At 68.4% G+C, this 12,314-nt stretch carries 11 protein-coding genes; 6 read left to right on the forward strand and 5 right to left on the reverse strand.

Translation table 11 applies throughout. The features are described 5' to 3' along the window. The first annotated feature begins 4 nt into the window (after nt 1-4). Complete coding sequence (locus AU197_RS08810; RefSeq protein ID WP_064402196.1) at nt 5-454, forward strand: nitroreductase family deazaflavin-dependent oxidoreductase; 450 nt, start codon at nt 5-7, stop codon at nt 452-454. Here AU197_RS08810 and AU197_RS08815 read toward each other — a convergent pair. Both AU197_RS08815 and AU197_RS08820 read right to left on the reverse strand, forming a co-directional pair. Then, nucleotides 451-1,488 carry an LLM class flavin-dependent oxidoreductase gene (locus AU197_RS08815; RefSeq protein WP_064402197.1) on the reverse strand — a complete coding sequence of 346 codons (1,038 nt, stop codon included), beginning with the start codon at nt 1,486-1,488 and terminating at the stop codon, nt 451-453. The genes AU197_RS08810 and AU197_RS08815 overlap by 4 nt on opposite strands. Nucleotides 1,489-1,493: 5 nt before the next feature. Next, complete coding sequence (locus AU197_RS08820) at nt 1,494-2,744, reverse strand: FAD-dependent oxidoreductase (protein ID WP_064402155.1); 1,251 nt, start codon at nt 2,742-2,744, stop codon at nt 1,494-1,496. Nucleotides 2,745-2,823: 79 nt separating this feature from the next. On the opposite strand from AU197_RS08820, the gene AU197_RS08825 reads away from it, so the two are divergent. Continuing rightward, entirely contained in the window at nt 2,824-3,417 is a 594-nt protein-coding gene (locus AU197_RS08825) for a TetR/AcrR family transcriptional regulator (RefSeq protein WP_064402156.1), read from the forward strand. Here the strand turns inward: AU197_RS08825 and AU197_RS08830 are convergent. Then, complete coding sequence (locus tag AU197_RS08830) at nt 3,392-4,234, reverse strand: uracil-DNA glycosylase (protein WP_064402157.1); 843 nt, start codon at nt 4,232-4,234, stop codon at nt 3,392-3,394. The two genes, AU197_RS08825 and AU197_RS08830, sit on opposite strands and share 26 nt — an antisense overlap. 59 nt (nt 4,235-4,293) lie before the next feature. Here AU197_RS08830 and tap point away from each other — a divergent pair, with 59 nt between their 5' ends. Continuing rightward, nucleotides 4,294-5,523 (forward strand): multidrug efflux MFS transporter Tap, encoded by a 1,230-nt coding sequence (gene tap, locus AU197_RS08835; RefSeq protein WP_064402158.1) that lies wholly within the window; start codon nt 4,294-4,296, stop codon nt 5,521-5,523. Here the strand turns inward: tap and AU197_RS08840 are convergent. Next, nucleotides 5,520-8,132, reverse strand: a complete 2,613-nt coding sequence (locus tag AU197_RS08840; RefSeq protein ID WP_064402159.1) for a LuxR family transcriptional regulator — start codon at nt 8,130-8,132, stop codon at nt 5,520-5,522. The genes tap and AU197_RS08840 overlap by 4 nt on opposite strands. A gap of 98 nt (nt 8,133-8,230) precedes the next feature. Here AU197_RS08840 and AU197_RS08845 point away from each other — a divergent pair, with 98 nt between their 5' ends. The 3 genes from AU197_RS08845 to AU197_RS08855 all read left to right on the forward strand — a co-directional run bounded on the left by AU197_RS08845 (nt 8,231) and on the right by AU197_RS08855 (nt 11,530). After that, nucleotides 8,231-9,595, forward strand: a complete 1,365-nt coding sequence (locus AU197_RS08845; protein ID WP_064402160.1) for an FAD-binding oxidoreductase — start codon at nt 8,231-8,233, stop codon at nt 9,593-9,595. Nucleotides 9,596-9,785: 190 nt separating this feature from the next. Further along, nucleotides 9,786-10,949 (forward strand): cytochrome P450, encoded by a 1,164-nt coding sequence (locus AU197_RS08850; protein ID WP_502687868.1) that lies wholly within the window; start codon nt 9,786-9,788, stop codon nt 10,947-10,949. Beyond that, complete coding sequence (locus AU197_RS08855) at nt 10,949-11,530, forward strand: TetR/AcrR family transcriptional regulator (protein ID WP_064402162.1); 582 nt, start codon at nt 10,949-10,951, stop codon at nt 11,528-11,530. Before AU197_RS08850 ends, AU197_RS08855 begins: the two co-directional genes overlap by 1 nt. 12 nt (nt 11,531-11,542) lie before the next feature. On the opposite strand, the gene AU197_RS08860 is transcribed toward AU197_RS08855, so the two are convergent. Continuing rightward, a complete protein-coding gene (locus tag AU197_RS08860) occupies nt 11,543-12,259 on the reverse strand; it encodes a siderophore-interacting protein (RefSeq protein ID WP_064402163.1) in 717 nt (238 codons plus the stop codon). Nucleotides 12,260-12,314 lie beyond the last annotated feature (55 nt).

The following is a 12,314-nucleotide window of genomic DNA, read 5'->3' on the forward strand; positions in this document are numbered from 1 at the left end:
GAGCATGCCCTGGTACGAGAAATACATCGGTTACCCGATGCTGTTGCTGCACGACAAGCTCTACAAGGGCACCAACGGCCGCATCGGCCACATCATCCCCGGCGCGCCACCGATGCTGATCCTGCACACGGTCGGCGCGAAAACCGGTCTGCAGCGGTCCAATTCGCTCGCGTACGCCCGTGACGGGGACGATTACCTGGTGGTCGCGTCCAAAGGCGGCGAGCCGAAAGCACCCGGTTGGTATCACAACCTCAAGGCCGATCCCAACGTCGAGATCAACGTCGGGCCCAAGCGCATCAAGGTCGCGGCGACCCCCGTCACCCAGGACGATCCCGATTTCCCGAGACTGTGGCGGATCGTCAACGACATGCGCAATAACAAAGATCGCTACATCGGCTACCAGAAGCGGACGTCACGCCCGATCCCGGTGGTCAAGCTGACGCCGTCCTCCTAGAAGAGTTCCTTGGCCAGCAGTTCCAGCGTCTTGTCGCGGGCCGGCGCGGTCGCCGGATCGGTGCCGCGGCGGGCCGAGGCCACCGGGTTGATCATGACCTCGTCGACGCCGAACCGGTCGGCCAGCGTGCGCACCTGTTCGGCCGCCTCGGTCGGATCGCCGACGACGGCGCGCCCGAAGGCGGCTTCGGCGATGCGCTGAGCCTGCGGCGCGAGCTCCTGCTGTTGGGCGTCCTCGACCAGATCCAGCGGCCCCAACGGCTGACCGGTGCGCAGCCGCGCCATCATCTGCAGGTTGGGCAACGCCAAAGCCTCTGCCTCATCGCGTGTTTCGGCGACGACCGCGTTGACGGTGAGGAAGGTGACGGGTTCGGGCGCCAGTTCGCTGGGCCGGAATTCCGAGCGATACACCTCAAGGGCTTCCGCGGTGCCCTGGCCGGAGAAGTGGTGGGCGAACACGTATGGCAGGCCCTTCGCGGCGGCCAGGTGCGCCGAGTACATCGACGACCCCAGCAACCACAGCTTCGGTTCGGTCACCGCGGCGGGTGTGGCCTTCAGGACGTAACGCTGGTTCGGGATCGGTACGCGCGCACCGCGCGCGCTCATCAGCGCGACGACGTCGTCGAGATAATCCGGGAAGGCCTCGATGTCACGGTCGTCGCGACCGGCCGCACCGCGCAGCGCCATCGACGTCACCGGGTCCGAGCCCGGCGCGCGGCCGATACCGAGGTCGATGCGTCCCGGATGGACCGCCTCCAACAGTGCGAACTGCTCGGCGACGGCCAGGGGCGCGTGATTGGGCAGCATCACGCCACCGGATCCCACCCGCAGGTGTTCGGTGTGCGCCGCCAGGTGCGCGATCAGCACGGGCGGGCTGGTCGCCGCCACCGAGGGCATGTTGTGGTGCTCGGCGACCCACAGACGCGTGTAGCCGAGGCGGTCGGCGGTCTGCGCGAGCCGCGTCGACGCCGCCAGCGCGTCGGAGGTCGACTGGTCGGTGCGCACCGGTACGAGATCGAGGACTGAGAGACGCATGGCCGTCACAACGCATTCGACCGCGTTGACGTTCCCCGTACCGCGTCCACCAGCGCTTCCGGGTCGGGCTGCTGCGCCAGGAGGCGCTGAATGGGACGCAGAGCGCGTTCGACGCTCATCACGCGCATCGCGAGTTCACGGGCGACGGCGAGCGTCCGGCTGCGGCGGAACATCACCTTCGCGAGCTGGCGCGAGTTGTCCTGGGCTGCCTCGACGCGAGGCCGCTGTGCGCGTTCGTAGGCGCGCAGGAGCTCACCGAGGGCAAGCCGGGGCGCGTGGCGGAGCACCCGGCTGAGCACCCAGGCCGACTCGATGGCCATACCCGCTCCCACCCCGGCGGTCGGCAGGAACCCGGCCGCCGCGTCACCGAGCAGGACGGTGTGCCCGGTGGTCCAGCGCGGCGCTCGGCAGTCGGTCAACGACCAGTAGTACGGATCGGGGTCGGTGGCCACGGCCGCCATCGCTCGATTCAGGCGGGGGTTGACGGTCTTCAGGTCACGGCGCATCGACGTGACGAAGGGCGCAGGACCCGTCGCGGTGTCCTCCCGCGGACCGCCGAGGAACACCCCGAGCGCATCGGCCACCGGATACATCGCGACCATGCCGCCGGCCCCCCACAGCTCCTCACCGAGATCGGAATCACCCACGTCGGGCGCCCAGACCACCCAGCCGCCCCAACCGGTGTCCACCCACTCCACCGGTTGATTTTCGAGCACGAAATCGCGTGTCTTCGAGTGCATTCCGTCGGCGATCACGACGAGATCGAAATGCAGGCGGTGATCGGTGCGGCGGCTGTTCACGCGGACGTCGACGCCGGACGACGTCTCCGCCAGGTTGGCGACGACCGAGTCGTAGCTCACCGGGCAGCCGGCGCCGGCCAGCACGTCGATCAGTGGCCCGCGGGCAATGCCGCGGTAGTCGCCGTAGCGCGCCATCAGGTCGACCGTCGAGTCGGTCCGCAACATGCGGCCGGTGTGGCCGTGCACGGCGTAGCGCTCGAGCGGCACGCTCACCGTGCGGTACGCGTCACGCACCGCCAGATCGTCGATCGCGGCGTCGACCATGGGCATCAACGCGAGCATGTAGCCCTGTGCGGGGGCGCTTTCGGCACGCTCGATCAGGACCGGGTGCCGACCGTCGCCGCGCAGCAGCTGCGCAGCCGTGACCCCGGCGATGCCGGCGCCGACAATCAGAATTCGCAGTTCGTCCACGGCCGCCTGCTCGTATTGCTTCTCAAGGCTGGTCGGACTCAACATGTTCTCCAGGCTACCATTGTGTGGACTAGCTGGTCCACAGGGGTTATTCTGAACTGTGACCTCGGCAAGGATCGCCCGCATGCCCGCCGAGAAGCGGCGGCGGCTGGTAGAGACGGCGGCCGTCGAATTCGGTTCTGCCGGTTATGAACACGCGTCGCTCAACCGGATCATCGAGCAGTGCGGGATGAGCAAGAGCTCGTTCTACTATATTTTGCCGTCAAAGGCCGAGCTCTACGAATTCGTCCTGCAGGAATTGACCGCCGCGGTGTCAGCCGAAATTGATGTCGTCGAGCCCGAACAATTCGCGGGAACCGAATTCTGGTCAAGAGTCGAACGGTATTTCGAGAACCTCATCCGCATTGCGCAGCACGAACGTCATTTCCTGCTACTGGGACGGATGTTCTACCTGCAGGCCCCCGATCCGGCGAAAACCGCCGTCGGCGCAGCGCTCGGGGCCGTCCGCGAATGGGTGCAGGAGGTGCTGCGCGTCGGGCGCCGATGCGGCGCTGTTCGCACCGACCTGCCCGAACCGCTGCAGGCAGAGCTCGTCTTCCGGATCCTGCAGGTCTTCGACGAATGGACCATCGCGAACTATGCCGCCTTCTCGGATTCGGCACGACAAGAACTGGCCGTCGCGCAGTTCGCGACTATCCGGCGGACGCTAGCGCCTTAGCCGTGCGGAAAACGTCGTCAAACATCTGCGGGGTCAGCTTGCCGGTGAACGTGTTCTGCTGGCTGGGGTGATAGCAGCCCACCAGCGTGACGCCGCCCATCTCGGCCGTGGCACCGTGACCGAACTTCGGCGCGGGCACCGGCACCGGCACACCGCCGGTGCGCAGCATCTGCAGCGCCGCTCGCCAAGCGAACCCGCCGAGCGCGACGACCACGCGCACGTGCGCCGCGGTCAACCGCCATTCGGCGTCCAGCCACGGAGCACAGGTCGCCCGTTCGGCGGGTGTCGGCGCATTGGCCGGCGGCGCGCAGCGCACAGCGGCGGCCACGCGGGTTCCGTTGAGCGCCAATCCGTCTGCGGCGTCCACGCACAGCGCCTGGTTCGCCAGGCCCACCCGGTGCAGCGCCGCGAACAGGAAATCGCCCGACCGGTCGCCGGTGAAGATCCTGCCGGTGCGATTGGCCCCGTGGGCCGCGGGTGCCAGGCCGACGACGAAAACCCGGGGCTGCGATGCCCCCCAGCCCGGAGCCGGACGGCCCCAGTACGGCTCGTCGGCGTACGACCTGCGCTTGACGACGGCCGCCTCCTCCCGCCACTCGACCAGACGGGGACAGGCCCGGCACACCGATACCTCGGCATCGAGCTCGTCGAGCGACTGCGTCGCCGCCGCCATCGAGACGACGTGCGCGGCTGTCGTCGCGACTGCGGTCTGCGGTGTGGCGGGGTCGCCCGGCCAGCCGGAGCCGGGGGGAACCGGCGACTCGAACCGCACACCGGTCCGCGGGTGAGGCAAGAGCTGCACAGCTCCACTGTGCACGGTGAGGAATTCTGATGCCGAGCGGGTCTGCGCGCTGTTAGATTCTGCCGCGATAACTCATGATGAACAGCCGGCGCGGTCCCATGCTGTTGATCCTTTTCGCCGCGCTCACGGCCGGTGCCGGCAACGGCATATCGCTCGTAGCCTTCCCTTGGCTGGTGTTGCAACGCAATGGTTCTGCGCTCGACGCCTCGATCGTGGCGATCGCGGGTTCGCTGCCGTTGCTGGTCGCCACGCTGATCGCGGGAGCCGCGGTGGACTATCTGGGGCGGCGGCGGGTTTCGATGATCTCCGACGCGCTGTCCGCGCTGTCGGTGGCCGCCGTGCCGGTGCTGGCGCTGACCTTCGGCGTCGATGCCGTCAATGTCGCGGTGCTGGCCACCTTGGCCGCGCTGGGCGCTTTCTTCGACCCGGCGGGGATGACCGCTCGCGAGACGATGCTGCCCGAAGCGGCGGCTCGCGCCGGGTGGACGCTGGACCGCGCCAACAGCGTCTATGAGGCGGTGTTCAATCTCGCCTACATCGTCGGACCGGGCATCGGCGGCCTGCTGATCGCGACGGTGGGCGGCATCAACACGATGTGGGTCACCGCATCGGCGTTCGTGCTTTCGATCGCCGCGATCGCGGTCCTGCGGCTGGAAGGAGCCGGTACGCCCGACCGCGCCGCGCTGCCCGAGGGCGTGTTGGCGGGCATCGTCGCGGGGTTGAGCTTCGTCTGGCACAACAAGGTCCTGCGCACGCTGGCGGTCGTCGACCTGGTGGTGATGGGGCTCTACATGCCGATGGAGTCGGTCCTGTTCCCCAAGTACTTCACCGACCGCGACGAACCCGTGCAACTCGGTTGGGTGCTGATGGCGTTGAGCATCGGCGGCCTGGTGGGCGCGCTCGGTTATGCGGTGTCGTCGAAATACATCAACCGAAGGACCACGATGCTGATCGCGGTGCTGACGCTGGGGGCCGCGATGACGGTCATCGCGTTCCTGCCACCACTACCGCTGATCCTGGCGCTCTCGGCGATCGTCGGTCTGGTGTACGGGCCGATCCAGCCGATCTACAACTACGTCATGCAGACACGGGCACCGCAGCACTTGCGCGGCCGGGTGATGGGCGTGATGGGATCGCTGGCCTACGCGGCGGGGCCGCTGGGTCTGATCATCGCCGGGCCGTTGGCCGACTCGGCGGGCCTGGGGGCGACGTTCTTTGCGCTCGCGCTGCCGATGCTGCTGCTGGGCATCATCGCGCTGTTCCTGCCCGCGCTGCACGAATTAGACCGTCCGCCAACGGCTTAGCCTCCCGGGCCGTGCCTGGCGATCGCGGCCAGTTCGTCACGGGAACTCGCCCCCACCCGTTGGCACGCACGGTAGATGTGGCCTTCGACGCTGCGCACCGACATCACCAGCCGGTCGGCGATTTCGCGGTTCGACATTCCGGCCACCACGAATTCGACGATCTCGCGCTGACGCCCGGTCAGCGACTGGCTGGCCGGAACTCTCAGGGCCGGTGTGCACAGTCCCCCGCAAGCGTCGCTGAGTTCTTTGGCGACGGCGGCTGCGTACAGGCCGCGCTTGCGGTGCTGGCCGCGGGTGAATGCGACCGCCGCCTGTGCGGCGGCATCGGCCGCGGCGGCCCGGTCGCCGATCGCGCGGTACGCGTCGGCGGCGGCGAGCAATCCTTGGCCGTCGTCGGCGGCCAGCGCTTCTGCATGGCGCGCAACGGTATCGGCCAACGGCAGCCGGAGTTCGTCGGCGAGTTCGCGTGCGGGCCCGGCGCACGACGTGTCACCCCACTGCGCCGCCGCCTGGTGGCACGCCAGCTCATGCGTGGGCTGGCGACGCGCACGGGCTTGTGCCGCCGCCGATCGCACGGTGGCGATGGCCTCGGTGACGCATCCGTTGGCCACCAACGACCATCCGGTGGCGATGCTCAACGCCGTCTGCATGAACACGTAGTCGGACGGCACGCTGTCACGAGCCTCGGCGATCGCGTCCTCGGCCGCATGCCCCTCACCGAGTTTCGCGTGTGCCTCCGCCAGGGCGAAACAGGTCGCCGGCCGCAACCCGCTTGTCACACCGTGCCTTTGCGCACCGGCCGACGCCTCGTGTAACAGCGTCGCCGCCGCGCGGGCGTTGCCCCGCATCAGTTCGGCGCTTCCCAGCAGCGACGCCAGATTGGCGTAGGCCAGGCTCGGCATCTCTTTCGCCGAGTCGGCCACTCGCCGTGCCATTGCCTCACATTCGTGGATATGCCCGGTCAGCCGGCAGGCGCGGGCGTACACGCTGGCGAACCAGAACCGCATGTGCGAAGCCTGAAATGACGTCACCGCCCGATCCATCGCCGACTCCGCGACGGCGGTCAGTTCGTCGGCTCGGCCGAGCGCCCCCAGCGCCATCGTCAACGCCACCGAGGCCAACATCGCCTCGAAGTCGGTCAGCAGCCCCGACTCCAGTGCCGCCGTGGCCTTTTGGACTGCGGCGTCACATCGCGCCGACGCTGCATCGACGCACGCCTCGGCAGCCATGCGCGCGAACTGTTCGGCCGTGGACTCGGGCCCCGCGGCCAGCTGGGCCAACACCTCCGACGCGTCATTGATGCGGCCCAGCATCCAGATCAGGTTGGCCGCTCTCGCGATCGACCACCGGTGTGCGCTTGCGGTGCCGTCGCCGACCATTCGACTCAGCACGTCCTCGGCCTGCGCGCCGCGGCCGAGCAGGAACAGGTTCAGCGCGCGCAAACCCGGTGCCTCGGCTGCACCGGCGTCGACCGCCGCCGTCGCGAACCGGTCGGCGAGTTCGAGGTCAAGCAGCGTCATCGCGCCACGCGCGGCCGTCAGGAACAGGTCGGGGTCCGGTGGCAGGTCCGATTCGAGCGCGAGCAGCGCCCGGCGCACCGTCGCCTGGACATCGGACTCGCGGTCCCGCGCGAGCCGGGTGGCCAACCTGCCCCGGATTCTCGACAGGTACATTTCGCCCGCGGTCGCGCGGCGCAGTTCCCCGAACAGCGGATGGGCCAGGCGCGCCACGAGATCTGCTCCGCTTCGCTCGACGGTGACCAGCCGCATCCGCTCGGCGGCCTCCAGCGCCTCTCGATCCACCACATCGCACAGGGCGCCGACCGCCAGCGGTTCGCATTGCGACAGCGTGTCGACGACGAGGGCGATATCCGGGTTCAGTTCGCGCAGTTGGCGCCCGACCATGTCGCTGATGCTCTGTGACACGGCGACGCCGCCGTCCCACATCCACACCCCCGCCGTCTGCCGCATCCGGCCGGCGTCGATCTGGTCCTTGACCACCTGACTCAGGAAGAGGGCGTTACCGCCGGTCAGCTTCCAGAACCGCTGCGCGCTACGGGCGTCGACCACACCGCCGAGGCTCTGCTCGATCATGCGGCGAGCCGCGTCGACGGACAGGGGCCCGAGGTCGAGGCGAAGGAGCAACCCGTCCTTCCACAGCGCGGTGATCGCATCGGGTTCGTCGGCGCCCGAGCGCAGCGTGATGACCAGGCGCGCCGCCCGCGTCTGCGCGAGCTGGTGCACCACATGCGCCGACAGCCCGTCGAGCAGATGCGCGTCGTCGACTCCAACCAGGGTGCGGCCGTGACGTTGGTGAGCCACAAGGGAATTGATCAGCCGGCGTACGTCGGGCAGCGGATCGGCGACGGCGTCGTCGATGACCGCGGTGAACGCGCCCAGCGGCAATGCTCTGGCGGACTCGGTGCCCACGATCCAGTTCGTCCGATCACCGGTGCGTTCGGCGAGCCGAAGCACCTCACGCGCGAGCCGGGTCTTGCCCACTCCGGCGGCCCCGACGATCACCACGCCGGATGTGTCGCTGCCCCCGAGTGCGCGGCGAATGGTCGCCAGTTCGCCGTCACGTCCCGCCAGCGGACCCCCGCTGATCACGGCGGAACTATATCCCGCAGTCCTCCTACCTACGCATGTTTTCGGGCCGCCGTCACGCAGCTCGAAACGTCCACGGTGTCGGCTCGTACCATGGCGCTGTGGAGTCACCCCTGGCCGATTTGGTCGATGCGCTGCCCGAGGGAGCGGTCGTCACCGATCCGGACATCCTGGGGTCCTACCGGCAGGACCGGGCGTTCGACCCGAACGCGGGCACACCGCTTGCGGTGGTGCGGCCGCGATGCACCGAAGATGTGCAAGCCGTGTTGCGCTGGGCGACTGCCAACAGGATCGCGGTGGTGCCGCGCGGGATGGGCACCGGCCTGTCCGGCGGCGCATCGGCCCTCGACGGCGCCATCGTGCTGACCACCGAGAAGATGCGTGACATCACCGTCGACCCGGTGACCCGCACCGCCGTCGTCCAGCCCGGTCTGCTCAACGCGGAGGTCAAGAAGGCGGTCGCCGAATTCGGGCTGTGGTATCCGCCGGACCCGTCGTCGTTCGAGATCTGCAGCATCGGCGGCAACGTCGCCACCAATGCCGGTGGCCTCTGCTGCGTGAAGTACGGCGTCACAACGGATTACGTGCTCGGCCTGCAGGTGGTGCTCGCCGACGGCACCGCGGTGCGGCTCGGCGGTCCGCGGCTCAAGGACGTCGCCGGGCTCCCGCTGACAAAGTTGTTCGTCGGCAGCGAGGGCACGCTCGGCGTGGTCACCGAGGTGACGCTCAAGCTGCTGCCCGCACAGTCGGCGGCGTGCACGGTGGTCGCGTCCTTCGGCTCGGTCGAGGCGGCCGCGGCGGCCGTCGTCGCGGTCACCGCCAGGATCCGGCCCTCGATGCTGGAGTTCATGGACTCGGCGGCCATCAACGCCGTCGAGGACAAACTGAAGATGGGCCTCGACCGCAGCGCCGCCGCGATGCTGGTCGCCGCCTCCGATGATCGCGGTCCGTCCGGCGCCGAGGACGCGCGGTTCATGGCCGACGTCTTCACCGAGCACGGCGCCAAGGAAGTGTTCTCGACATCTGATCCGGAGGAGGGTGAGGCGTTCGTCGCCGCCCGGCGATTCTGCATCCCGGCCGTCGAACTGAAGGGCTCGCTGCTGCTCGAGGACGTCGGAGTTCCATTGCCCGCGTTGGCCGATCTGGTGGGGGGCGTGGCCAAGATCGCCGCCAACCACGAACTGCTCATCTCGGTGATCGCGCATGCGGGCGACGGCAACACGCACCCGCTGATCGTCTACGACCCCGCCGATCCCGTGATGACCGAACGCGCCCACCAGGCGTTCGGCGAGATCATGGACCTGGCCGTGAGCCTGGGCGGCACGATCACCGGCGAACACGGGGTCGGCAGGCTGAAGCGGCCATGGCTGGCCGGTCAGATCGGCCCCGAGGCGATGGAACTCAACCGGCGCATCAAGCAGGCGCTCGATCCGGACAACATCCTCAATCCGGGCGCGGCTATTTGAAGTGCGTCGAGACCGACGTAATGGCTGCCGATCACCTCGATCCGCGACCAATCCGTCGGTTTCGCGGTCAGTACTATTGACAGGTTCGCGCATAGTGTCGTACGAATGAGACGTGACGGCCACCCTGTCTCATGACACGCCGGTTCGATTCCAGCTCGCCAACGCCGACACGTGGGCCGATCCATGGCCGATGTACCGGGCGCTGCGTGACCATGATCCCGTACACCACGTGGTGCCGCGCGACCGGCCCGATCACGACTACTACGTCATGTCGCGGCATGCCGACATCTGGGCCGCCGCGCGTGATCACGACACATTCTCCTCGGCGCAGGGCCTCACGGTGAACTACGGCGAACTCGAACTGATCGGCCTGGCCGACAACCCGCCGATGGTCATGCAGGACCCGCCCGTGCACACCGAGTTCCGCAAGCTGGTGTCGCGAGGATTCACGCCGCGGCAGGTCGAGGCGGTCGAACCCAAAGTGCGCGAGTACGTCGTCGAACGGATCGAGCGCATCCGGAGCAACGGCGGCGGCGACATCGTCACCGAACTGTTCAAACCGTTGCCGTCCATGGTGGTCGCGCACTACCTCGGCGTCCCGGAGGCCGACCGCGACAAATTCGACGGCTGGACCGACGCCATCGTCGCCGCCAACACCACCGACGGCGGGATCGGTGGTGCGCTGGAGACGCTCGGCGACAAACTCGGCGAGATGATGGCCTACTTCACCGATCTCATCGAGCGGCGACGGGTCCAACCAGAGGACGACACCGTCTCACATCTGGTGGCCGCGGGTGTCGGGGCCGACGGCGACATCGCCGGTGTGCTGTCGATCCTCGCCTTCACCTTCACCATGGTCACTGGCGGTAACGACACCACCACCGGCATGCTCGGCGGCTCGGTCCAGCTGCTTCACCAGCGCCCCGACCAACGCCGCCTTCTCGTCGAAAACCCGGACCTGATACCGGATTCGGTCGACGAGTTCCTGCGCATGACCTCGCCCGTGCAAGGGCTGGCCCGCACCGTCACCCGCGACGTGACGGTCGCCGAGACCACCATCCCGGAGGGCCGGCGCGTGCTGTTCCTGTATGCATCGGCCAACCGGGACGAACGCCAATTCGGCGACGACGCATCGGAACTCGACGTGACACGCAGGCCACGCAACATCCTCACCTTCAGCCACGGCGCGCACCACTGCCTCGGCGCGGCGGCCGCGCGCATGCAATCCCGCGTCGCCCTGACCGAACTGCTGACGCGCATACCCGACTTCGTGGTCGACGAGAGCGGAATCGTCTGGGCCGGCGGCAGTTATGTGCGACGGCCGCTGTCCGTCCCGTTCGAGGTGGTCGCCTGATGGCCGGTGACTGGTTGGCCGCCCGGCGCACCGAGGTGGCCGCCGACCGCATCCTGGACGCGGCGGGCGAGCTGTTCATCCAGAAGGAGGCCGCCACCGTCGGCATGAACGAGATCGCCTCGGCGGCCGGATGTTCGCGGGCCACGCTGTACCGCTACTTTGAGAACCGCGAGGCCCTGTACACCGCGTACGTGCATCGGGAGAGTTACCGGCTGTACCGCGAGATGACCGAACAGATCAATGCGTTGACCGACCCGCGGGAGCGGTTGATCGAGGGCGTGGTCGCCTCGTTGCGCAACGTCCGCGAAAGCCCGGCGCTGGCTTCGTGGTTCGCCACCACCCAGCGACCGATCGGCGCGGAGATGGCCGAGGAGTCCGAGGTGATCAAGGCGCTGACCGAGGCGTTCGTGATCTCGCTGGGCCCCGACGACCCGGAGTTGGTCGCGCACCGCGCGCGGTGGCTGGTTCGGGTGATGACCTCGCTGATGCTGTTCCCCGGCCACGACGAGGCCGACGAGCGGTCGATGCTCGAGGAGTTCGTCGTACCGATCGTCCTGCCGAGCCGACAGGCCACCCAGTAGCGTCCGGAGCCGTCAGGCCACCCAATACGCTTGCGCCTTGATCGACTTCTTCGAGATCTTGTACTCCTCGCGGAAGACCTTGGCCACCGCGCGGGTGGTGCGGTTGTCGCACGCGACCCATCCGAAGTGGTCGGGGGCCTCGAACGCCGCCGCGGCCACCGCTTCCACCAGTGCCTCGCCGGCGTTCTTGCGGTCCACCCAGAGCACGTCGGTGCTGCGGGCGACCGGCAGCTGGCGGTCGTCGTCGTGCGCCGCCTCCAGGAAAACCCGCGCCGGGGTGTCGCCGATCGCGGTCAGCAACGAGTTGATGGCGGGCAGCGACGCGGTGTCGCCGACGATCACGTAACCGGCCGGCGGCGTTTCGGGCAGCGTGAAGTTGCTGCCGAGCACCGTGACCTCGATCGTGTCGCCGGGCTGCGCGTTCTCCGCCCAGTGCGAGGCGACGCCGTCGTGTAGCGCGAACTCGATGTCGACGGTGTCGGCGGCGGGGTTCGGGTCGACCAGGGTGTAGCCGCGCTGATGCAGCTTCTCGCCGTCGGCGAACCACATGCGGATCCACATCGTCGGGTGCAGCGGCGAGCCTTCGAGCATGCCGCCCGCGTCGAAGCTCAGGCGCAGGTAGTGCGGGCTGATCTCGCGTTTACCGGTCACGGTCAGCCGATAGTCGCCCGCACGCAGCAGCTTGAGCACCGCACCTTGGAACCCGCGCGTTGGCTTCTTGTCCGACATAACTAGCCCTCCGTGTCGCTGTTGCGGTTAGGCTACCCTAAGCCGCAACGGATGC

Origin of the sequence: Mycobacterium sp. IS-1590, assembly GCF_001500025.1 — a bacterium.
GTDB lineage: Bacteria > Actinomycetota > Actinomycetes > Mycobacteriales > Mycobacteriaceae > Mycobacterium.